The following is a 21021-nucleotide window of genomic DNA, read 5'->3' on the forward strand; positions in this document are numbered from 1 at the left end:
CTATCTTCCTCCGCGTCAGCCGAAGGTCGCGACTTCGGCAATCGGGCCTGTCCGCGTGAGTTCCTCCGCGTACAGAACAGGGCCCTCGGCGCCGTACTCGCGCGCATTCTCCTTCCGGATCTTGGCATGAACCTTTACCCAATCTCCTGTCTTGAAATTCTGTGCGCCCGCATAGTGGCAGAGCAGACCGCAGAACCTAATATCCGCCTCACAGCAGGTCATCACCTTTCTGCCCGGAATCACCACATCGGCCGGTGCCCCCTTCGGACGCATCAGTTCCGCGGTGAAGCTGACCTCCTTGCCGTCATACTTCTCCGGCCGGTCCATCGCATCGACATAGAAAATCGCAAACATATCCGGGCTAAGCTCCAGATGATCTGCCTTTAAGTCATAGGGCAGCTCAATGCTGAAATCGCCGCGAATCTCGCCGTCTTTTCCCTCAAACACAATCTCGGCATCCGGCGCCATGGCTTTCAGGGAGAGATGGTAATTTCCGAGCTTCTCCTCCGAAATATCGTCCGCGCGGTTGCAGATGATGAGCTCCGTATCGTTCAGCATCGGGCCGAGAAACGCCCGCATATTTTTCAAATAAAGGTCCAGCGTGCTCGTGTCGAAAATACTGATCTGCTGGTTCAAAAACCACTCGTCCGGCAGTTCCAGACTGTCCTGCCGCCAGAGGCCGTTCCACTCAATCAGGACGCGCTCCGGGTGAAACTCTTCGCCGAGCGCGCGGAGCGCCTCTTTGGTGCACTCCTCCTGACTCTCAAAGTAAATTGCCGCCGTATTGTACTTCTTTAACAGGGCCTCCGGGTATTCCTCTTCGCCCTCCTCGCAGACCAGGAGCAAAGTCTTGCCCTCTGTCTGAAAGTAGGATTGCTCCATCGTAAAGCGGAGAAACTGTGTCTTGCCCGCCTCGAGGAAGCCGTTGATTACGAATACCGGTGTCTTCTCTTCTTCTCTCTCAAATTGCTCTGCCATTGCTTATGCCTTGAACTCCCTTGTGATTGCCTCTTCCTTGAGCTCACTTCCGATTACGCAGACCTTGCCGCTTGCCTCCGCTGCCCCGCGGCGAATCTCGGTCTCGCCCGGCACCAGATCAAAGTGGAACCATGCGCCGCCGTCCGCACTCGGCACCATACCCTTTGCGCGCACCACCTTGCCGAACTCCTCGCTCTCCGCAATTCTGAGAAGCAGTGCGTGCAACTTATCCTCAGTAAAGGCCGGGACATTCTCAAGGCCGACACTGTCGAATACCTCATCGGCATCGTGGCCGTGGTGATGGTGGTGATGATCATGGCCGCAGCAGCAGTGTCCGTCCTCATCGTGGTGATGATGATGCTCGTGCTCCTCCTCATCGTGGTGATGGCAGTGCTCGTGCTCTTCCTCGTCGTGGTGATGGCAGTGCTCGTGCTCTTCCTCGTCGTGGTGATGGCAGTGTTCGTGCTCTTCCTCGTCGTGGTGATGATGATGCTCGTGCTCTTCCTCGAGCTCCTCAAAAAGCTCTGCCTTCAGATCGACCGGATGCTCAAGAATTTCAAGCAGCTTCTCACCGGACAAATCCGCGAGCGGCGTCGTGATAATCGTCGCATCCTTGTTGATCTCGCGAATCAGCTGAATGGCCTCGTCAATCTTCTTCTGGTCTGCGACATCTGTCCGGGAGAGCACAATGGTCTTTGCGTACTGTACCTGGTTATTAAAGAACTCGCCGAAGTTCTTGATGTAGAGTTTTGCCTTCTTCACATCGACCAACGTGACCGCGGAATTGCCCGCGACCGGAAGCTCTTCCTCGACATCCGCGACAGCGCGCATCACGTCCGAGAGCTTGCCGACACCGGAGGGCTCAATGATCACGCGGTCCGGCGTATACTTTGTGAGGATTTCCTTTAGCGAGCTCGCAAAATCGCCGACGAGCGAGCAGCAAATGCAGCCGGAGTTCATCTCCCGCACCTCAATGCCGGAATCTTTTAAGAAGCCGCCGTCGATGCCGATCTCGCCGAACTCGTTTTCAATCAGCACCACCTTCTCGCCGGCGAGTGCCTCCGCGAGCAGTTTCTTGATAAAGGTTGTCTTTCCCGCACCGAGAAAGCCCGAAATAATATCTACCTTGGTCTTTGCCATCTCTGTTTCCTCCGTTTTTGTTCTACTCCTCATAGAATGAATAAAGCATAGCACAAGTGCTATGCTTTGACTAGCCTCTCGCCCCGCACAAGCTGGCAGGCAAATGTTTTAAAACTTCCGCTGTGAGCAGCCCGATCAGCGCTCCCATGATGACACCCGCGAGCAACAGAAGCGGAAAATACCAGAACAGTCCTCTGTTCTGGACGACCAGACTTGCAACAATCAACTGCCCCAAATTGTGAAAGACAGCGCCGAGCACACTGACGCCGAGCTCGCTGAATCCGCCGCTCCGCTTCGCCAGGGCAGCCGCCGTCAGACTGAGCGCCGCACCCGAGAGACTGTAGAGTATCGCAGCCATATTGCCAAACAGAAAACCAGTCAGCACAATGCGTAGCACAGAGAGCAGCACCGCGCGCCGGATGCCGAACAGATAGAGGCAGACCAGACTCGCGAGATTTGCAAGTCCCAGCTTGACGCCGGGGATGCCGATTGAGAGAGGAAGTAACACTTCTACATAACTCAGCAGCAATGCAAGCGCGAGCAAAATTCCGAAAGCCGCGTTGGCCGCCGCCTGTCCCCCTCTTCTCATGCTTCCGCTCCGCTCTGATTCAGGCAATGTTCACGCCGACCACCGAAACATTCACCTCGATGACCTTGAGTCCCGTCATGTTCTCGATTGCCGCGACGACCTTGTCCTGCACTTCCCTTGTCACCTTCGGGATATTGTAGCCGTACTTGATGTTGATGGCGAGTTCCGCGGAGACATGCTCTTCCGTGACTTCCACCTTCACGCCGCGCGACGCATTCTTAAAATTCAGGCGGGAAGCGAGCTCCTTCGTGAGTTTTCCGCCCAGGGAATCCACGCCTTCCACTTCCGTCGCCGCCAGTCCCGCAATCACAGCGACGACCTCGTCCGCAATGCAAACTTCTCCGATGTTCTTCTCCGTGTTGTTCTCTTCCATCTGCCGTCGTCCTCCTGTCAAACGAAATTCTGCTTTGCTCTGTTTAGTATAGCAAATTTATCGTGTCGGTACATACTATTTGTGATACGGCGCACCTGTCCGGATGCGATAGCTCCGATAGAGCTGTTCGAGGAACAGCACGCGCATCAACTGGTGCGGAAAGGTAAAATCCGAAAAGCTGAGATGCAAGGCAGCGCGCGCACTCACCTCCGGAGAGAGCCCGAGAGAACCGCCGATTACAAAACAGAGCTCTCCGCGGCTTCGCTCTTCCAGCTTTTCCATTTCCGCCGCGAAGCCTTCCGAATCAAACTTTTTCCCCTGAATTTCCAAGGTCACGACAAGGGAACGGGCATCCATCTTTTCGAGCAGACGTTCGCCCTCTTTTTGCCGAACGCGACGCGCAGCCGCGCTGTCTATGGCATCCGGTGTCTTTTCATCTTTCACCTCAATCAGGCGAAACTTGCAGTAGGCGGATAGCCGCTTTTCATATTCCGCGACAGCCTCGCGCCAGTACCTCTCCTTCAGACTACCGACCGTAAGTAAGGTCACATTCATTCTGTCGCCCGGAAGTAGTAGCCGACGCCCCACTTCGTGTGCACATAGCGCGGCGCCGAGGGCGAGGGCTCAATCTTTTCGCGGAGCCGCCGCACATGGACATCGACCGTTCGCACATCGCCCGTATCTGTGTTTCTGTTCTCCCAGATTGCCGCCAGCAGCTTTTCCCGGCTGAATACCTTGTCCGGATTCTTCATGAGCAGCACTAAAATGTCAAACTCCCTCGCGGTCAGATTGACCTCCTGCTTGCCGAGCATGACCCGCCGCGACTCGGTGTCGACCGAAAGCTCGCCCGCCGTGAGTTGCGAGCTGTTCTCGACTTCCCGCTGGTTCTTTTGGTTACGGCGGAGAATGGCTTTGATGCGCGCCTTGACTTCGAGAATGTTGAAGGGCTTGGTGAGGTAGTCGTCGACGCCCTTATCGAACGCGAGAATCTTATTCATGTCCTCCAGCTTTGCCGTCAGCATGATAATCGGCACATCCGAGAACTCGCGCACGGCCTGACAGACTTCCATGCCGTCCATGCCCGGAAGCATGAGATCGAGAATCACCAGATCATAGGACTTCTCCCGGATTTTTTTCAGCGCAGACTCTCCGTCATAGGCTGCATCCACCTCCATCCCATCTGCCTGCAGACTAAAGCTGATTCCCTTCACAATCAGTTTCTCATCGTCTACAACCAAAATCTTAGTCATTCTCCCTCTCCTCACTCTGAGACCGTGATACTGTCCTTTAACTTTTCAAACGCCTTTTCTTTGATGCCCGGAATTTTCTTAATTTCCTCCGTGCTCTTGAATTTCCCGTGTTCCTTCCGGTACGCGAGAATCTGTTCCGCCTTCCGCTCGCCGACACCCGGGAGACGCATGAGCGCTTCTTTGTCCGCGCGGTTTAAATCCACTTTGCCGCTCACAGCGCTCTCCTCCGCAAGCACTTCCGCCGTACCGCGGGCTGCCTCTTCTACAGTCGGCACGCGGACCATGCTGCCGTCCTCGACCACCGCCGCGAGATTCACGGCATCCTGCGCCGCATTCTCCGAAAAACCGCCGGCAAGCGCCAACACTTCGTGTAAGCGCGCGCCCTTCGGAACTTCGTAGACAGCCGGATGCACGACGGCGCCGCAGAGGTAAATGCTGACCTTCTGCGCCGCGCTTTCCGCCGTCTGTGCGGTCTCTGCCGTACCACTCTCCGCTGCCGCTATGTCCTTCTTGCCGCGCGCCGCTTTTGCTTCCGGTTCGCTTTCCGCTATGCTGCCCGCGTAGGTCTCACAGCGAAGGCTACCGCCTAGCGCCGAAGGCCTTCGCCGCAGCCCGAAGAATAAAATCAGAGCAACAACCGGCAAGAGCAAGGGAATCAAACAGAGCAGCTTTTTCTTTTTCCATTTTCGAAACACGACAGCCTCCTCTCGGAGCTGCCGAGCCTGCACTCTTATTGTACCGACTTATTGGAAGAAACTCAAGCGCCCGTGTTTGGTTTACAACAACCGTCGCGCCGCTGCCTGCACCAGGTGTTTTGCGAGTACCGAAGTCGTGACCGCACCGATGCCGCGCGGCACAGGCGTGAGCGCCGCCGCGAGGTCAGAGAGCCCCTCGGGGTTCACATCGCCGCACAAATTGCCGTTCTCATCCGCGTTGATGCCGACATCGAGAATCACACAGCCCTCCGATACATAGTCGCGGTCAATGAGCTTTGCTCTGCCCGCCGCCACCGCGAGAATCTCCGCCTTTTTGCACTCTTCCTTCAGATCCTTGGTCTGGGTGTGGCAGATGGTCACCGTCGCATTGTCCCGGAGAAGGAGCATCGCGAGCGTCCGCCCCACGACGAGACTGCGTCCCACGACCACCGCACGCTTCCCGTGCACCGGCACTTCATAGGTGCGGAGCGTCTCCATCACAGCCTCCGCCGTACAGGGCGCAAAGCCGGCCTCTTCTCCCGCAAAGACGCGGGCAATGTTGACCGGCGAAATACCGTCTAAATCTTTCTCGGGATCAATCATCTGCTCGGCCCGCCGTACATCCAGCTGCTCCGGCAGCGGCTTTAACAACAGCACGCCGTCGATGGCCGAATCCGCATTGATTTCCCGGAAGCGCTGAAAGAAAACTTCCGGCGTCACATCCTCCGGAAACACAAAGGTCTTGACGTCCAGACCGAAATTCTGCATGCGCTTTTTTGCGCCTTTTTCATAGGAGAGCTGCGGCACATTCTCGCCGACCCGCACAATCGCAAGGGTCGGCACATAACCGCCCAGCGCCTCCAGGGTTTTTTCCGTCTCCGCCCGGATGGCATCCACCACCTGCTGTCCTGTGAGTTCCCTCATACTGCTTTCATCCTCTCTGATTCCTTCTGCTCACGCAACAATAGTTTAGTATACCTTAAAGCGCGGAAAATCGAAACAAAAACCTTTAATTTACATAATATAATTATGTCTATTTTCGTTCTCTTCCGTGCGACTGTCGGCGCCGTTCTTCCGCTCGTCATCGCCCGAATTTGATTCTCTCCGAAAACGGATTTTTCAGACCGCCGCTCGGCATTTATTGCTTGCGTCTTTCGGGAAATCGTTGTACGGTTATAAATCATATACCTATGCGATTTGCACACCGCAATACCTGTCTGAAAGGGGATTTTCATGGCGAAATTAAAGGAAAAAGTTGTTCTCGCTTATTCCGGCGGCTTGGACACCACAGCGATTATCCCGTGGCTCAGGGAGCACTTTGACTATGAGGTCATCTGCTGCTGTGTCGACTGCGGTCAGGACAGCGAGCTGCGCGACCTCGAGGAGCGCGCAAAACTTGCCGGCGCTTCCAAGCTCTATCTCTTCGATGAAAACGACAGTTTCGCAGACGACTACATTTTGCCTTGTCTGCAGGCCGGACTCGACACGGAGCAGGCCGCCCTCCTCGGCAATGCACTGTCCCGTCCGCTGATTGCACAGAAACTCGTGGAACTGGCAAGAAAGGAACACGCCGTCGCGATTTGCCACGGCGCAACGGGCAAGGGCAACGATCAGGTTCGCTTTGAGCTGAGTGTAAAAGCCCTCGCACCCGAACTCAAGGTCATCGCCCCCTGGCGCATGACGGAACTCTGGCCCTTCCGCTCCCGCGAGGACGAGCTCGCCTACTGTCGCCAGAAAGGCATTGACCTCCCCTTTGACGCGAGCCATGCCTATTCGCACGACAGAAACCTCTGGCACAGCTCCCATGAGGGTTTGGAACTCGAAGACCCCGCGCAGGAACCCATGTTTGAGGAACTTCTCCGGCTCGGCGTCTCACCGAAGCAGGCGCCCGACACCGAGACCTTGCTTCGCATCGGCTTTGAGGAAGGCGTGCCGGTGAGCCTTGACGGCAAGCGCATGAAGTTCTCCGATCTGCTCCGCAAGCTGAACGAACTCGGCGGCAAGAACGGCATCGGCATCTTTGACATCGTCGAAGACCGCGTCGTCGGCATGAAGGCGCGCGGTATTTACGAGATTCCCGGCATCGCAATCCTGCTCGAGGCAAAGCGAAGCTTAGAAGCCCTGGTGCTCGACGGCGATACCCTTGCCACCAGACGCCCGCTCGGCGAAAAATATGCCTCGCTCCTCTATGCCGGCAAATGGTTCACGCCGCTCCGCGAAGCCCTGCAGACCTTCTTTGCAAGCACACAGAGCACCGTGAGCGGTGAGGTCAGACTGCGCCTCTACAAGGGCAATCTGATTCGCGCCGGCGCAAGCTCCGTCTTCTCTCTCTATGCGGAAGATGTCGCCTCCTTTACGACCGGGTCTCTGTACCACCACCGCGACGCCGACGGTTTCATTGCCCTCTTCGGACTGCCGCTCGAACTCCGCGCGAGAATGTTGCAGCGCGCAGGCGTCGCCGAGGAAGAGTCCGCCCTCATTGAGCTTCCGGCGCTGCCGCTGCCGGTCAAGACAACCGTCAGCAAAGTCAAAAAGGCCGACAAAAAGCAGGCAGTCGGCAAAGTCGCCGAGAAGAAAAAGAGCGGCGAAAAAACCACGGAAAAGAAAAAGACCGTGAAGAAAGAGGCCGACAAAAAGACCGCAGAGAAAAAGACAGGCGCCAAAAAAGTGACGCGAAAAGTCGCGAAAAAAGCGCCCGAAAAGAAGTGAGTGTTTCCGAGCAAGAAAACAGCAGCAGTCCGCTTCGGCGGCCCGCTGCTGTTTCTTTATTTCACGCTGATTTTAACATAACTTCTTTATGTAAACTTTAATCCTCTGTCTGCCGCTTTGCGCGCACGGTTGTCAGAGTGCCATGAGCACCGCACCGAGCGCAATCAGCACACAACCGAGCGCACTTTTCGCCGTGAGTTCTTCTCGCAAAAAGAGAACCGCAAAGAAAATCGTGAACACAATCGAAAGCTTGTCAATCGGCGCGACCTGATTGACGCGCCCGAGTTGCAGCGCGTGGTAGTAACAGAGCCAAGAAGCTCCGGTCGCAAGCCCCGACAAAATGAGAAACAGCCAGCTCTTCTGACTGATTTCGGAAAGCCCCTGCCCCGCATGTGTGAGAAATACCATGCCCCAGGCCATGACGAGCACCACCGCCGTGCGTATTGCCGTCGCAAGGGTTCCGTTGACCCCGTCAATGCCGATTTTTGCGAGTACCGCCGTGAGCGCCGCAAACAAAGCCGAGAGCAGTGCAAAAAAAAGCCACATGCTTTTACCTCCTCCCTTTCTTTCCGCTGTTCTTTCTGTCATTTTAACGCGTAAGCCTCGCCAGCACCTCTTTTTTTTGTTACAATACGACAAAGAAGCGCGACTATGAAGGAGGTACATCAATGGATTACCGCATCGAACATGATTCTATGGGGGAAGTCAAGGTTCCCGCAGACAAGCTCTGGGGTGCACAGACACAGCGAAGCTTCCAGAACTTTGAGATCGGGGATGAGAAGATTCCCGCCGAAGTCATCACCGCCTTTTCCTATCTGAAGGAAGCTGCCGCTCTGGCAAACTGCCGCCTCGGCGTTTTGGACGAGAAGAAGGCAAAGCTCATTTCCGGTGTCTGCGAAGAAATTCGCGCGGGTAAGCTCTGCGGCAACTTCCCGCTCGCAGTCTGGCAGACCGGCAGCGGCACCCAGTCCAACATGAACGTGAACGAGGTCATTGCAAACCGCGGCAACGAAATTGCGGGCGAGAAGCTGTTGCACCCGAACGACGACTGCAACAAGTCCCAGAGCTCAAACGACACCTTCCCGACCGCGATGCACATTGCGGCGGTCCTCACCCTGGAAGATAAGCTTCTGCCCTCGCTCGATGCGCTGATTGCCTGCTTCCGGGAACTTGAGATTCGCTATAAGGGCATCGTGAAGTCCGGTAGAACCCACCTCCAGGATGCAGTTCCGATCTCCTTCTCCCAGGAAATCAGCGGCTGGCGAAGCTCTCTCGAGACCGACCGCGAGCTGATTCGCGCGAGCATTCCGCCGCTCTCCTCTCTGGCGCTCGGCGGCACCGCTGTCGGCACCGGCTTAAACGCGCCGAAGGGCTTTGACACCGAGTCCGCGAAGGCTGTCTCCGAGCTCACCGGCAAGCCCTTCCGCACGGCGGAGAATAAGTACCACGCGCTGACCTCCAAGTCGGAACTGGTCCACTCCCACGGTGCACTCAAGGGACTCGCGGCCGATCTCATGAAGATTGCAAACGACATCCGCTGGCTCTCTTCCGGCCCCCGCTGCGGCCTCGGCGAAATCCACATTCCGGAGAATGAGCCCGGCTCCTCGATTATGCCCGGCAAAGTGAACCCGACCCAGTGCGAATCCGTCACAATGGTCGCGGTTCAGGTCATGGCAAACGACAGCGCGGTCAGCTTTGCGGCAAGCCAGGGCAATTTTGAGCTGAACGTGTTCATGCCGGTCATGATCTACAACTACCTGCAGTCCGCTCGTCTCCTCGCGGATTCCATGCGCTCCTTCCGCATTCACTGCTGTGAGGGCATAGAGCCGAACCGCGAAAAGATGCGCGAGAACCTGCACCGCTCCCTGATGCTCGTAACCTCGCTGAACCCGTACATCGGCTACGAGAACGCAGCAAAGACCGCAAAGCTTGCGTTCAAGGAGAACATTTCCCTGAAAGAAGCCTGCGTAAAACTCGGCTTCCTCACGGAAGAGCGCTTTGACGAAGTCTTCCAGCCGGAGAAGATGGCGAAGGAAGAGGAATAAACGAAGGAAACAAACAGCAGCTCTGTGCGAATTTGATTGCACAGAGCTGCTGTTTATTCTTTTTCACTGCGCTTATTGCGCGGAGACAGGACTCGTTCGAGGGCGCAATCCAAGCCAAAAAACTTTAGATCACAGTCACGCGCGAGGAGTTCATTTCGAATCGTGCCCAGGGCTTCGTAGAAGGCCAGTGCCCGACCGTCTTTAAAATCATTGTACGGTTGCTCTCTCGCCTCTTCCGCCGCCTCCAAGGCGTAGCGCATCACGCGTTCGATGATAAATTGCAGTTCGTCATCTGTAAGCTTCCGCATAGCCGCTCCTCTCTTTCTCTTCTTCAAAGATTCAAGAGACACCGCTCTCAACGCGGTCACAACAGCTCATCCAAATTCATGCCGAGACCAAAAACGTCCGCGTCCAAGTCGTATATTTCCAACTGATTTTTCACAGTATCCAAAACCTCATAGTAAGCCAGCACGCGCCCGCCCTTGGAAGTATCCTGCGGATTTTGCCTCAAATCCGTGACCGCACACAGCGCTTGCTCCAGAATACTTTGAATGGCCGCTTTCAATGCCTCGTCCGCAAGTTCTTGCGTTTCTCTCATCTTCGCTCAGCTCTCTTCTTTCTGTCATTTTTCCGCCAAACAATTATATCACAAACAGCCCCCTGCGAACACTTGTCTGCGTTCACAGAGGGCTGCTCGGGGTGGAGGCTATGGAATGGTTTTACTTCTGCATGATATGAATCGCGAAGCCGCCGTATTCGCCGTCGAGATATACATTTCTGATGCTGCCGTCCTCGAAATACGCGGCAGTCTCCATGCGGAAGGAAAAGCCTTTTTCCCTCAGCTCTTCCACCGCGCTCTTAAGGTTCTCGGTGCGCATTGCGACATGTCCTTTGCTGCCGAGGAAGGGCTGCTTCATGCATTCAAAGTAGGGGCCCGCAAATTCCGACTTCTGACCGTGGCGGGGTTCCAGATTGAAGAGGAGCGATAAGAGCTTTGCGAGCTGCTCCGCTTCTTCGGGGCTTGCGGTATTGATGCCGATATGTTCCAGCGCAAATTGATTTTTCATAGACGACCTCACTTCATCGGAAAGAGGATTACGGCGCCTGCGGTCAGCACAAGTAGGCGAATAAAGTACTGCGGGACCGTAAACTTCCAGAACTCGCCGATCTTATAATTGCCTGCACCCATAATCATGGCCGGCATGCCGTCAATCGGGAGGAAGTGTCCGCACCAGCCGGAAATCACGATGGCTGCCGCTGCCGCGGTCGGATCGAGTCCCAGGTTTACACAGGTTGCGATTGCCATGGGCGCAAAGACATAGACCGTACCGATGGTGGAACCGGTCAGTGTCGCGAGCACACTGGTCAGGATGCAGAACGCGAAAATCAGGACAAAGGGGTTCACATTGCTGCCGAGCATATTTGCGACGGTCTGACCGACCAGGTTCGTTAAGCCGGTATTGCCGAGTGCATCCGCAATGCCGATGACACCGGCGGACATCAGGATAATCGGCGCGCTGATTGCGCTTCTCACCTCATCAAAGCTCAGAACTCCCGCAATCAGGAGTACCGCGACCGCGAGCGCCGTAATGGCGTAGCCTGCATCACCGATTTTGCTCTGCAGTACCATACCGACCACTGCAATCACAAAGCTCACATAGGTAATCATTTCTTTCCGGCTGTCGAGCGTGACTTTTTTCTCAAGCTTGCTCTCATCCGCCTTCTGGCTGGTAATCGGGTGATCCGGCATAATGCGATACGCAAGGACACACCATGCAAAGAAACCGAGCGAGAGACAGAGGTTCACAAGCGAGAACTTCACGAGGTTCACATTCGAATTGATGCCAACACTCTGCAGCACCGCAATCACAATGCCGTACTGGAGCGCCGTGTTGAACGGGAGCAAAGGATGGTTTGCCGCAAAACCGGCGGGCATCAACACACGGGACGGCGGCAGTGCTCTCGAATCCGGCAAGTTGGAGAGGAGACCGATTACCAAGACGTAATAAGCAGTGGAGCCGGTTCCGAAGAGGCTGCAGCCCAGCATGACAACCAGAATCAAGAGGATGTAGGCCTTGAAGCCGCCGTGTGCCGCGAGGTTGAACATTGTCTCTTTAAATCGGACCAAGAGGCTGGTCTTCTGCAACGCAGCGATGATTGCCATGAAGGAAGCAAGCATCACAATGGTCGAGTTCGAGAAGCCGCCGAAAGCTGTCTTGATGTCCGTGACACCGAGCACCACCATGAGGAGCAGGGCAATGAGCGGCGGCGCGCCGAACGGCAACTTGTCGACCATGATCAAGACGATCATGAGAACGGTAATTGCCAGCGCAAGTATCATAGGTGTTGTCATACCGAAATCCTCCTTCAAACTTTTCGTTCATTTGTCTCAAGTATACCGATATACCGCTGACTCTCCCACTGCACTGTTTCTCATCTTCGTTCTCTTTTGAATCATTTCTTATTTTCTTTTTCACAATTAAAAATATAGTTCTAATTTGAAACATATACCTGAAAGAAAAAGAGAAAGCTGTCCTTGTTTGGAACAGCTCTCTTCTGTCGCACAACGCACTCAGTTATTTCTCTGTTTTGCTCTGCCAAGCGCCATGCGCGTCGCATACTTCATCGCATTGATCAGGCTCTTCTCGTTGCCGTTGCCCTTGCCGGCATGGTAAAAATCGGTGCCGTGATCCACACTCGCGCGGACAATGGGTAAGCCAAGCGTCACATTGACGCCCTCCACAGCCTTCCAGTCCTTTTTTTCACGGTCGTAGACAAAGCCGACCGTCTTTAACGGAATATGGCCCTGGTCGTGGTACATACAGACCACAATGTCATACCAGCCCCCGAGTGCCTGCGAGAACACGCTGTCCGGCGGGCAGGGTCCTGTGACACCGGTAATGCCCTCGGCCTTTGCCGCCTCGATTGCGGGGGTAATCTCCTCGATTTCCTCCCGTCCGAAAAGACCGTTCTCGCCGCAGTGCGGATTGAGCCCGGCAACCGCAATGCGCGGATGCTCGATGCCCATGTCTTTGCAGGCCCGGTTTGCAATCTCAATGACCTCGAGCACGCGCGCTTTTTTTACACGCTCGCAGGCTTCGCGGAGCGAGACATGCGTCGAGACATGCACCACACGGAAATCGTGGTGGGCAAGCATCATCGTGTATTTCTTGGTTCCGGTGTAGGTCGCATAAATCTCCGTGTGACCGTCAAAATGCGTGTAACCGTCCGAGCGCGCGCCCTTATCCTGTGCAAGCGCCATATTCATAGCCTCTTTGTTCAGCGCATTCGTGCAGGTTGCATCCACCTCACCGGCCATCGCAAGCGCAATGACCTTTTTTACACACTGAAACGCGGCATTGCCGCCCTCGGCGCTTACCTTGGCAAGCTCAAATCGCTTCACATCCGCAATGAGCGGCAGATGCAGCACGTCCACGGTTCCCGGCTGAAAAAGTGCATCCGCAACCTTTTCACAGCGGTGAATCTTAATTTCCGGATGCCCCACAAAGCCCTTCGCCTGCTCCATGATATCGGCGTCGCCGATGATAAGCGGGCGGCAGAACTCGTATTGTGCGGGGTCTGCGAGCGCCTTAATACTGATTTCCGGTCCGGTCCCGGCCGGATCACCCATTGTAATACCGACAATCGGTCTGTTTTCCATACTGACTCCTCAGGCGAGCCCGCGCGCCTTGTTTCGATCCAGAAGTTCCCGAAGCGCCTCAATGCCCTCTTCCGGTACATAGGAGAACGGCGCGCGGCATTTCCCGACCGGATAGCCGAGAAGCTCGACTGCCGTCTTGATAATCGTATTCGGGTTACCGTAGCGGAAGATGCTCTGCAGCTCGGAAATTGCTTCCTGCGCCTCCTCCGCCCCCCTAGCATCACCTGCAAGCCACTTGTCGTAGATACTCGCAAGTGTCTTCGGCCAGATATTTGCGCGCCCCGCAATGCCGCCTGCGCCGCCTTCCTTGAGGCAGCTGAGAATCGCGCCGTCATTGCCCGCGAGAATCGCAACTTCCTTGGAAAGTTCCTTGGTGAGGCGTATATATGCCTTCAGGTTCTCGAGATCGCCGCTCGAATCTTTGGCGCCGACAATCACATCGATATCGCGGCAAAGAGCCTGTACCGTTTCCGGCAGAAGTTTATTGCCGGTCCGCGCCGGAATGTTGTAGAGAATAATCGGGATATGCACCTCTTTTGCGACCGCCGCATAGTGGTCGTAGAGTTCCTTCTGGGATGCGAGCGCAAAGCTCGGGGTCACAATCGAAAGCGCGTCCGCACCGAGTTCTTCGGCGCGCTTGCTGAGGCGTATCGTATCCGCGGTCGTGATGCAGCCCGTGCCCGCATAGACCGGCACTCTGCCGTGCACTTCGTCGATGACGGCCGCAAAAATCTCTTCGCGCTCCGCAAGCGAGAGCGCATAGGCCTCGCCGTTTGTGCCCGCCGGAAAAATACCGTGCACGCCACCCGCCAAGAGGCGGTTCACCTGGTTTCTCAGTTCCGCATAGTTGACGCTCTGCTCTGCATCGTTATTCATCGGGGTAATAACCGGGGGGATAATTCCTCTGATCTCACTGGTCTTCATGCTGTCTCCTCCTTCTCTCTGCTCTCGGCTTCTCACATAATCTCTAAGTAAAGTGCTCTCGCATCCGCCTCGGTGACAAGGCGTCTGTTGTTGGTGAGCAGACGCTGAACCTGCATGCCTGCCTGCACGAGACCCTCTAAATCTCCTTCCGGAACACCGAAACTTTTAAGGCTCTTCGGAATATCGAGGTGTTCTACGATTTCTTCGATGCGGCGTATCATCCACGCACACTTCTCCTCTACTGTCTCACAGTGCTTTTCCCCGTGGCAGCAGCGGTCATAGGCAAGGGCAAGGCGCTTCTTCACCTCAGGATCCACACTGTTAAAGCGCATGACCGGTGCCAGCAGGATTGCATTCGACACGCCGTGCGCAATGTGGTACTTGCCGCCGAGCGGGTAGCTCAGCGCGTGCACCGCCGTGGTGCCGGAGGCCGTAATTGCGAGACCGCCGTAGTAGGCCGCAATCTGCATCCGATTCTTCTCTTTCATCGCCTCCGGGTCATCGCAGGCCTTCTCGATGTTATTGAGAATCAAATCCAGACCCTCGAGCGCATAGATATCGCTGAATGGGTTCGCCTTATTGCCGGTGAAGCACTCAATGCAGTGTGCAAGCGCATCGACGCCGGTCGCAGCCGCAATGGGGCGCGGCAGATTCTTAATCATTCTGGCGTCGAGAATCACATAGTCCGCAATCATATTTTCATTGACAATGCCGACTTTAAGTTCCCGCTCCGGAACCGCGACGATTGCATTCGGCGTGACCTCCGCGCCGGTTCCGGCCGTCGTCGGAATCAGGATGATCGGAACACACTTCTTGGCAATGCCTGGCGTGTCGAGCAATTCCTTCACGCCGTAGTCATCAGTCACAAGTACGCTCGCAAGCTTTGCGGCGTCCATCACGGAACCGCCGCCGCAGGCCACGATAAAGTCCGCGCCCGAGTGCTTGAATTCATCAATCAGCTTCTGCACTGCCTCATAGCTCGGCTCTGCCGGGAGCTCGTCCAACACATAGTACTCGACACCGGCAGCCTTGACTGCCGCCTCCGGCAGTGCGAACAAGCCGGCCTTTTCTATGCCCTTATCCGTGAAAATCGCAACCTTTTTGGCAGCGTTCGTCTTCAGAATATCCGTGATCTGCTCCATCGCATTTTCGCCGCCGTAGACAGCATGCGGTAATTTCAAACTGTACTGCTTTAACATGATGTTTCCTCCTTTGATTGGATGACTGTCACGCCCAAAACTCAGCGGCTCTGTGCCGCCGTCGGGTTATAAAGTCCCATGGTCTCGCGCTTTTCACCTGCGACATCTTCTTCGCGGAAGCGAAGATACTTGATGCCCTCGCGGGTTCTCGCGGCATAGGCTAAGTGCAGCATACCGTCACTACTCTGCATGAGGTAGGGATACTCGTACTGGCGGTTATTCGTGCGGTTTTCGTCACCGATAAAACCCTCGCCCCGCTCCATCCAGCGAATCAGCGGGAAGGTCTTGCCGCCGTCCTCGGAGAGCGCCACCGCAACCGGGCAGCGCAGTCCCGGCCAGGCCGCTTTGCCGGACTGACTCTCCGGCGCGGAGGTCGGATTATAGGCGATTGCAATGCGACCGCTCTTCAGTTTCACCGCGCTGATACCGGAATTGTTGTTCGGCAGCGGCGTGGGAACCGGCTCCGACCAGCTCTCTCCCCAGTCAAAGGATTCGCTCCGGTGAATGCGCTTTGCCTCGCGGTGCCGCATAAAAGCGACCAGATGTCCCAGCTCGAGTTCAATTACATTGGCGTGAACATGGCCGTTGCTCTTCGGCATCATCACGAGCTTCCAACTTTTTCCTTGGTCATCCGAGATGCGAAATCCCGTCGGATCGCCTGCGAGTCCGTCCGGCGAATCCGTGCAGAGCCAGTTGGAGAAAATCCAGCGTCCGTTCGAGAGAATCTGAATCGGCTGGCGGCAAAAGGTTCCGGGCTCCGGAAATACGGTCTCATACTCGCCCCAGCTTCTTCCGCCGTCAAAGCTCTTCTGGCAACGCACTTCCGCCGTAAACTGCATATTGTCCTTGCCGCTCTCTCTGTCGTCCTGCGCGGTGTACATGGCCCAGACAGCGCCGTCCGGTCCCAGAAAGAGCGAGGGATTCTGCTCGCTCTTTTTCGGGTCGCGGGAGAGGTCGGTGACAGCCGACCACTTGGTCTCACCGTTTCTGAGCGCCGAACAAACAATGTGGATGTCCGCACTGCCCTCATAGGTGCCCGCAAACCAGCAGGCGAGAAGATCGCCGTTCGGCAACTCTACCATCGCCGGTGCGTGTGCCGTCGGAAAACCGCCGGTCGGCAACAGGGCTTCCAGTACGCCCATCTCTTCATCTTCATAGACCGTGCCGTCAAACGAAAGTCCCGGTAATTTCGGAAATTTGCTCATTTCTTCTCTCCTTCTGTCTTCTTCTCCAAAAAGCGCGCAAGGCGCGGCAACAAATCTTCTTCCCCGAATCCGCCCGACTTGGTAATCACGGCATGCTCTTTTCCGCGATAGGAAAAGCGGCAGAGCACAATCCCGCTCTCCAACTCGCCGACCGGTTCCACCTTCCGAACACCAAGTGCATTCATACACTGTAGGAGTGTATCGCCGCCGGTCAGCAACAAAGTGCCGAGTGCGGGCTCTTCGATGAGCCCTGCGAGCACTGTGCCAAGCGCATTTGCAATACGACAGCGCAGCTCATCGAGAGAAAGTCCCAGGTTCTCCGCATAGTTTTTTGTCTCCGTATTTTCACCCGCATCATTGCTGTCAATGATGAGATACGGATGCTCTCTCAGCTGTTCCCGCAGTGCTTGAAGTGCTACACCTCCCGCCGCCGTCGCAAAAAAGTCCGGCAATACTTTCTCCTGCGGCGTGAGATGCACATGCCGAAAGCCCGCATCCGCCGCAACGGAGAGCTGACGGCGTGTAATCGGATTCACACTCCCGCAGAGAACCAGTAGCCTCGGGGAGAGCGCCGGTAAACTGCTCTCACCGCGCGCGCCGAGTCCCAGTAAGTCCGGCAAGTAGGCCGCAAACCCGGCGCAACCGGCAAGCACCCGCGGTACGGTTTTTCGAAACAGTGCTCTGCCGCTTGCAAACAACTCTTCTTCGCTTGCCGCATCAAAAATCAGAATACCGCCGCCCCTCGACGGCACGGTACCATCCGCCGCAAGCGGCGGAAAACTCTCTGCCGGGAGCTTGCTCTGCAGTCCGAGCAGAGCCGTAACTTCCGCCGTCCGCACCGGTTCAAACGGATCCTTGCCGAAAGGGCTCTCATCGACTGGTATTCCGTTGATATAATGGCGACCTCCGACCGTTGTCCGGCCGAGTTCCGGAAATGCCGGGAGAAAGGGAAGCACAGACTCGCCGCTCCCCGAGAGCGCGGCTTCCAGTTCCGCACCGACATTGCCGCGGAGCGCGGAATCTGTCTTTTTATAGACGCAGGAGACACCGGCATGTATCGCACTCTCCGTCAGAGCACGCACAATCTTGCCCGCCTCTGTCGGACTGAGATGTCTGGTTTCCGTGTCGATTACGAGCACCTCTGCGTCTTCTTCTGTAAAATGATGCGCCTTAGCGGTCAGAACCTGGGTCGGAATGCCGCGCGCAGCAAAGCGCACCCCGGTGTCCAGCGCACCGGTAAAATCATCCGCAAGAATCAGCAAGCGAAGCATGTCTCCTCCTCTTTCTCCGGTTATTGCCAAGGTATGGTTTCATTATGCTAAATTGCCGCAGAGAATGCACGCAAAAATGCAGAAAAAGTGTTTCAATTTGACACAGTGTCCCTTTTGAATCCGGTCGAGTCAATTTTGGGTTCCTATTTGAAACGCAATCCTCTTTTTCTTTTCGGCAAAGCTGGTATACTGAAACTAGGAGGAGGTGTCTTCATGACAGCAAACAACAAACAGCCACATATCCGCATCCTTGCGATTGCGCCTTATGAAGGAATGAATACGGCACTGCAACACGCCACAGAGGCCTATCCGCAGGCCGACTTCGACATTTTCACCGCCGACCTCGATGCGGCACTCGCAATCTTAGAGGCCACTGACATCAGTATCTATGACTGTATCATCTCCCGCGGCGGCACGGCGAAGCTGCTCCGAAACAAGACCTCGCTTCCGGTCGTGGAGATTCCGATTTCCATCTATGACATACTCCGCACCATCAAACTCGCGGAAAATTACACCAAGCGCTATGCGATTGTCGGTTTCCAGAGCATCACCGAGCCCGCACACACGCTCTCCGCACTCCTCGGACTGGAGCTCGATATCTTCACGATTGCCAGCGCCGATGAAGTGCCTGCCGCCCTCAAAAAGCTACAGCAGGACGGCTACCACATGGTGGTCTGCGATATGATAGCGCACACCACCGCAAGACAGCTCGGTCTGGATGCTTTCCTGATTACCTCGGGAACCGAGAGCATTCACACAGCGATTGATCAGGCGCTCACCTTGAGTGCCTGGTTTGTGCGCCTTCGCAGAGAGAATACGCTCTTAAAGAGCGTAACCGAAGGGCAGGGCGCCCTTGTCGCCGTGCTCTCCGATGACGGCACTCTTTTCTACAGCAGCCTCGCGGAATTTCCCGATGCGCTCCTGCAAAAACTGCGCACGGTACAGCGTGAAGTGCCGCGGAACGGCACGCTCCGTTTTTATCACAGCGACCGGGGAGAGTTCTTCCATATCACCGCAAAACAGGTGTTTCTGGACCGCGCGGAGCGCACTCTCTTCTACTGTATGCCCTCCCGCATTCCGCTGCACCGGCGTAACACCGGCATACGAACCTTCGGCAAGGGGGAGTGTGAATTTTTGTTCTCCAACAGTTTTTACAGCTTAAGCGGTGCCATGGGATCGCTCGGCACGGAAATCAAGGCTTTGGCACGCCTGCAACAGCCTCTGCTGATCCTCGGTGAGAGCGGCACGGGCAAAGAACAGATTGCGCGCTTTCTCTATCTGCACAGTCTGCTCGTCAACAATCCGCTCGTCGTCGTGGACTGCGCCGAAGCTTCGGATAAGAGCTGGGATTTCCTCCTCGATCACTACAACTCGCCGCTCTGCGACAGCGGCAACACAGTCTATTTCCAGAACCTCGAGCAGATTCCGGAAGCGCAGGGGCGCGCATTGCTCTCCGCCATCAAGGACACCGGCCTTGCGCGCCGGGTGCGCCTGCTTTTTTCGGCCGCCGTCGCGGACGATGCGCCGGTCAGCGAGATGACGCGGCTCTTCAGCGAGCGGCTCGGCTGCATGAGCCTGAGACTCCCCTCGCTCCGAAATCGCGCCGATGAAATTCCCTCGCTTGCAAGTCTCTACCTGAACAACCTGAATCTAGAGCTCGGCAAACAGATTTCCGCCTTCGAACCGCGCGCGCTGGAGCTGCTCCGCAGCTATTCCTGGCCGAATAACTACACACAGTTCAAGAACCTGCTCCGCTCTCTCGCCGCGCTCTCCGACAGTGCCTATATCCGGAGCAGCACTGTCCTGGACCTTTTGCAGCGCGAGCGCCTGCTTCGCACGGCGGAACCGGTGGACAAGCAAGCCATGCAACCGTCCGCGCCGAAAACACTCGACCAGCGCATCCTGGAAATTATCCAGGAAACCGTGGCCTCCCACGGCGGCAACCGCGCCGCGGCAGCCAGAGAACTCGGCATCAGCCGGACAACACTATGGCGGTATCTGAATCAGGGGGAACAGGAATAAAATCGCGCAAAAAAACAAGGTCTGCCGAGAAGGGCAGACCTTGTTTTTTGCTTATCGAATCACAGAAAGGCTTCTGACATCTTCAGAACCCTGCGTCAAAATTGGGGCTTCGAAAATCCATTCAACTCAGTCATTTGCATGATACGACTTAAAATACTGCTGAAACTCTGGGGATGCCCATTCCCGCTTTGCGTTCTCAAGATCTTGCTCCTGTAATGCCTTAATTGTGTCGTCTGCATCCAGATCGCCTCTGCTCTCCTGAATTACACTAGTTCTACGTTCGTCTTCCTTTAACGCCCCTTCCGGGTGTCCGGAGCCTTCTGTCCAGGCACTTATTGCTTGTCCTTTATAAACCTCCCCATTCCGAAGCATACGACCATATCTGCCGTCATGCTGGTCTGAGAGCATAAATCGATTTCCGCCAACCTCAACCTCGCCGGTCTGCATACTGCCGGAAGCATCCAGATAATACCAGTCTCCGTTCACATTGACCCAGCCGGTCTGCATGTAGCCGTTCTCGTCCATGCGGTACCAGTTCCCGTTGTCGGAAACCCAGGCAGACTTTGCATAGCCCCCGTCCGCATACCGATACCACCAGCCGCGGTTGTCCCGTTGCCAGCCTGCATTTGCCGCAAGAACCGGCATTGCCATCATCACTGTGCCGCAAACTGCTGCCGCCGCTGTCATAAGTCTCTTCTTCATACTGTTTCTCCCTTCAAGTCAAAGTGTTATGATTTGTGTCCGGCTGCCGAGAACTTCTATTTTCTCATAAAGCAGGCCGTCGGAAACAAATGTAACATAACTCAAAAAAAAAAAAAGACTTACGACTACAATTATTTGCAAAAATAAAAACGCGAAAAAAAAACAAGGTCTGCCGGGAAGGCAAACCTTGTTCTTTCCTGTGTATCGTTTCTTGGCTGCAATTCTCAGAGCTCCTCAAAATTTACGAGCTGTACGCCG

Annotated in this window: 21 protein-coding genes and 1 pseudogene; 3 read left to right on the top strand and 19 right to left on the bottom strand. The window is 55.6% G+C overall.

Features of this window, described 5'->3' with window-relative positions; all coding sequences use genetic code 11:
• Nucleotides 1-15: 15 nt before the first annotated feature.
• The 8 genes from ACO4XG_RS00250 to ACO4XG_RS00285 all read right to left on the bottom strand — a co-directional run bounded on the left by ACO4XG_RS00250 (nt 16) and on the right by ACO4XG_RS00285 (nt 5949).
• Entirely contained in the window at nt 16-978 is a 963-nt protein-coding gene (locus tag ACO4XG_RS00250) for a TIGR03943 family putative permease subunit (RefSeq protein WP_308507841.1), read from the bottom strand.
• Between the two features lie 3 nt (nt 979-981).
• Nucleotides 982-2118 (bottom strand): CobW family GTP-binding protein, encoded by a 1137-nt coding sequence (locus tag ACO4XG_RS00255; RefSeq protein ID WP_308507840.1) that lies wholly within the window; start codon nt 2116-2118, stop codon nt 982-984.
• Between the two features lie 70 nt (nt 2119-2188).
• Complete coding sequence (locus ACO4XG_RS00260) at nt 2189-2707, bottom strand: Gx transporter family protein (RefSeq protein WP_308507839.1); 519 nt, start codon at nt 2705-2707, stop codon at nt 2189-2191.
• A gap of 19 nt (nt 2708-2726) precedes the next feature.
• The gene (locus tag ACO4XG_RS00265; protein WP_009532015.1) at nt 2727-3080 is read right to left on the bottom strand and encodes an Asp23/Gls24 family envelope stress response protein; all 354 of its coding nucleotides are present in this window, start codon (nt 3078-3080) and stop codon (nt 2727-2729) included.
• Nucleotides 3081-3155: 75 nt separating this feature from the next.
• On the bottom strand, nt 3156-3635 hold the full coding sequence (rlmH, locus tag ACO4XG_RS00270; protein ID WP_308507838.1) for a 23S rRNA (pseudouridine(1915)-N(3))-methyltransferase RlmH: 480 nt from the start codon (nt 3633-3635) through the stop codon (nt 3156-3158).
• Nucleotides 3632-4330, bottom strand: coding sequence for a response regulator transcription factor (locus ACO4XG_RS00275; RefSeq protein WP_308507837.1), 699 nt, complete (start codon nt 4328-4330; stop codon nt 3632-3634). The genes rlmH and ACO4XG_RS00275 overlap by 4 nt, the downstream gene beginning before the upstream one ends.
• Before the next feature lie 11 nt (nt 4331-4341).
• Nucleotides 4342-5025: a ComEA family DNA-binding protein gene (locus tag ACO4XG_RS00280; protein ID WP_308507836.1), complete on the bottom strand. Its 684-nt coding sequence runs from the start codon at nt 5023-5025 to the stop codon at nt 4342-4344.
• A gap of 81 nt (nt 5026-5106) precedes the next feature.
• Entirely contained in the window at nt 5107-5949 is an 843-nt protein-coding gene (locus tag ACO4XG_RS00285) for a bifunctional 5,10-methylenetetrahydrofolate dehydrogenase/5,10-methenyltetrahydrofolate cyclohydrolase (protein WP_308507835.1), read from the bottom strand.
• A gap of 309 nt (nt 5950-6258) precedes the next feature.
• On the opposite strand from ACO4XG_RS00285, the pseudogene ACO4XG_RS00290 reads away from it, so the two are divergent.
• Nucleotides 6259-7467, top strand: a pseudogene (locus tag ACO4XG_RS00290) (argininosuccinate synthase); the annotation flags it as partial.
• A 399-nt stretch (nt 7468-7866) separates the two neighbouring features.
• On the opposite strand, the gene ACO4XG_RS00295 reads toward ACO4XG_RS00290, so the two are convergent.
• Complete coding sequence (locus ACO4XG_RS00295; RefSeq protein WP_308507834.1) at nt 7867-8280, bottom strand: EamA family transporter; 414 nt, start codon at nt 8278-8280, stop codon at nt 7867-7869.
• A 122-nt stretch (nt 8281-8402) separates the two neighbouring features.
• Between ACO4XG_RS00295 and fumC the strand changes: the two genes are divergently transcribed.
• Nucleotides 8403-9779: a class II fumarate hydratase gene (fumC, locus tag ACO4XG_RS00300; RefSeq protein ID WP_308507833.1), complete on the top strand. Its 1377-nt coding sequence runs from the start codon at nt 8403-8405 to the stop codon at nt 9777-9779.
• 53 nt (nt 9780-9832) lie between these two features.
• Here the strand turns inward: fumC and ACO4XG_RS00305 are convergent, their stop codons facing one another.
• The 9 genes from ACO4XG_RS00305 to ACO4XG_RS00345 form a co-directional block, all read right to left on the bottom strand.
• Entirely contained in the window at nt 9833-10087 is a 255-nt protein-coding gene (locus tag ACO4XG_RS00305) for a transposase (protein ID WP_308507832.1), read from the bottom strand.
• 56 nt (nt 10088-10143) lie between these two features.
• Entirely contained in the window at nt 10144-10377 is a 234-nt protein-coding gene (locus ACO4XG_RS00310; RefSeq protein ID WP_308507831.1) for a transposase, read from the bottom strand.
• 121 nt (nt 10378-10498) lie between these two features.
• Nucleotides 10499-10846 carry a 2-dehydro-3-deoxyphosphogluconate aldolase gene (locus ACO4XG_RS00315; protein WP_308507830.1) on the bottom strand — a complete coding sequence of 116 codons (348 nt, stop codon included), beginning with the start codon at nt 10844-10846 and terminating at the stop codon, nt 10499-10501.
• An 8-nt stretch (nt 10847-10854) separates the two neighbouring features.
• A complete protein-coding gene (locus ACO4XG_RS00320; RefSeq protein WP_308507829.1) occupies nt 10855-12132 on the bottom strand; it encodes an SLC13 family permease in 1278 nt (425 codons plus the stop codon).
• A gap of 219 nt (nt 12133-12351) precedes the next feature.
• Nucleotides 12352-13440, bottom strand: a complete 1089-nt coding sequence (gene pdxA / locus ACO4XG_RS00325) for a 4-hydroxythreonine-4-phosphate dehydrogenase PdxA (protein ID WP_308507828.1) — start codon at nt 13438-13440, stop codon at nt 12352-12354.
• Nucleotides 13441-13449: 9 nt separating this feature from the next.
• Nucleotides 13450-14364 carry a 4-hydroxy-tetrahydrodipicolinate synthase gene (dapA, locus tag ACO4XG_RS00330; protein ID WP_308507827.1) on the bottom strand — a complete coding sequence of 305 codons (915 nt, stop codon included), beginning with the start codon at nt 14362-14364 and terminating at the stop codon, nt 13450-13452.
• 32 nt (nt 14365-14396) lie between these two features.
• Nucleotides 14397-15563, bottom strand: coding sequence for an iron-containing alcohol dehydrogenase (locus ACO4XG_RS00335; protein ID WP_308507826.1), 1167 nt, complete (start codon nt 15561-15563; stop codon nt 14397-14399).
• Nucleotides 15564-15604: 41 nt separating this feature from the next.
• Nucleotides 15605-16768 carry a sialidase family protein gene (locus ACO4XG_RS00340; protein ID WP_308507825.1) on the bottom strand — a complete coding sequence of 388 codons (1164 nt, stop codon included), beginning with the start codon at nt 16766-16768 and terminating at the stop codon, nt 15605-15607.
• On the bottom strand, nt 16765-18039 hold the full coding sequence (locus ACO4XG_RS00345) for a four-carbon acid sugar kinase family protein (protein ID WP_308507824.1): 1275 nt from the start codon (nt 18037-18039) through the stop codon (nt 16765-16767). Before ACO4XG_RS00345 ends, ACO4XG_RS00340 begins: the two co-directional genes overlap by 4 nt.
• Nucleotides 18040-18252: 213 nt before the next feature.
• On the opposite strand from ACO4XG_RS00345, the gene ACO4XG_RS00350 reads away from it, so the two are divergent.
• A complete protein-coding gene (locus tag ACO4XG_RS00350; RefSeq protein WP_308507823.1) occupies nt 18253-20061 on the top strand; it encodes a sigma-54-dependent transcriptional regulator in 1809 nt (602 codons plus the stop codon).
• 126 nt (nt 20062-20187) lie between these two features.
• On the opposite strand, the gene ACO4XG_RS00355 is transcribed toward ACO4XG_RS00350, so the two are convergent.
• Nucleotides 20188-20763: a hypothetical protein gene (locus ACO4XG_RS00355; RefSeq protein WP_308507822.1), complete on the bottom strand. Its 576-nt coding sequence runs from the start codon at nt 20761-20763 to the stop codon at nt 20188-20190.
• Nucleotides 20764-21021 lie beyond the last annotated feature (258 nt).

The organism is Stomatobaculum sp. (assembly GCF_057248925.1).

Coding starts and splice junctions, on each gene's coding strand:
- ACO4XG_RS00345 (WP_308507824.1), bottom strand. CDS start 18,039: ATGCTTCGCTTGCTGATTCTTGCGGATGATTTTACCGGTGCGCTGGAC.
- fumC (WP_308507833.1), top strand. CDS start 8,403: ATGGATTACCGCATCGAACATGATTCTATGGGGGAAGTCAAGGTTCCC.
- ACO4XG_RS00355 (WP_308507822.1), bottom strand. CDS start 20,763: ATGAAGAAGAGACTTATGACAGCGGCGGCAGCAGTTTGCGGCACAGTG.
- ACO4XG_RS00265 (WP_009532015.1), bottom strand. CDS start 3,080: ATGGAAGAGAACAACACGGAGAAGAACATCGGAGAAGTTTGCATTGCG.
- ACO4XG_RS00295 (WP_308507834.1), bottom strand. CDS start 8,280: ATGTGGCTTTTTTTTGCACTGCTCTCGGCTTTGTTTGCGGCGCTCACG.
- ACO4XG_RS00320 (WP_308507829.1), bottom strand. CDS start 12,132: ATGACAACACCTATGATACTTGCGCTGGCAATTACCGTTCTCATGATC.
- rlmH (WP_308507838.1), bottom strand. CDS start 3,635: ATGAATGTGACCTTACTTACGGTCGGTAGTCTGAAGGAGAGGTACTGG.
- ACO4XG_RS00255 (WP_308507840.1), bottom strand. CDS start 2,118: ATGGCAAAGACCAAGGTAGATATTATTTCGGGCTTTCTCGGTGCGGGA.
- ACO4XG_RS00305 (WP_308507832.1), bottom strand. CDS start 10,087: ATGCGGAAGCTTACAGATGACGAACTGCAATTTATCATCGAACGCGTG.
- dapA (WP_308507827.1), bottom strand. CDS start 14,364: ATGAAGACCAGTGAGATCAGAGGAATTATCCCCCCGGTTATTACCCCG.
- ACO4XG_RS00335 (WP_308507826.1), bottom strand. CDS start 15,563: ATGTTAAAGCAGTACAGTTTGAAATTACCGCATGCTGTCTACGGCGGC.
- ACO4XG_RS00340 (WP_308507825.1), bottom strand. CDS start 16,768: ATGAGCAAATTTCCGAAATTACCGGGACTTTCGTTTGACGGCACGGTC.
- ACO4XG_RS00275 (WP_308507837.1), bottom strand. CDS start 4,330: ATGACTAAGATTTTGGTTGTAGACGATGAGAAACTGATTGTGAAGGGA.
- ACO4XG_RS00285 (WP_308507835.1), bottom strand. CDS start 5,949: ATGAGGGAACTCACAGGACAGCAGGTGGTGGATGCCATCCGGGCGGAG.
- ACO4XG_RS00310 (WP_308507831.1), bottom strand. CDS start 10,377: ATGAGAGAAACGCAAGAACTTGCGGACGAGGCATTGAAAGCGGCCATT.
- ACO4XG_RS00260 (WP_308507839.1), bottom strand. CDS start 2,707: ATGAGAAGAGGGGGACAGGCGGCGGCCAACGCGGCTTTCGGAATTTTG.
- ACO4XG_RS00350 (WP_308507823.1), top strand. CDS start 18,253: ATGACAGCAAACAACAAACAGCCACATATCCGCATCCTTGCGATTGCG.
- pdxA (WP_308507828.1), bottom strand. CDS start 13,440: ATGGAAAACAGACCGATTGTCGGTATTACAATGGGTGATCCGGCCGGG.
- ACO4XG_RS00250 (WP_308507841.1), bottom strand. CDS start 978: ATGGCAGAGCAATTTGAGAGAGAAGAAGAGAAGACACCGGTATTCGTA.
- ACO4XG_RS00315 (WP_308507830.1), bottom strand. CDS start 10,846: ATGAAAAATCAATTTGCGCTGGAACATATCGGCATCAATACCGCAAGC.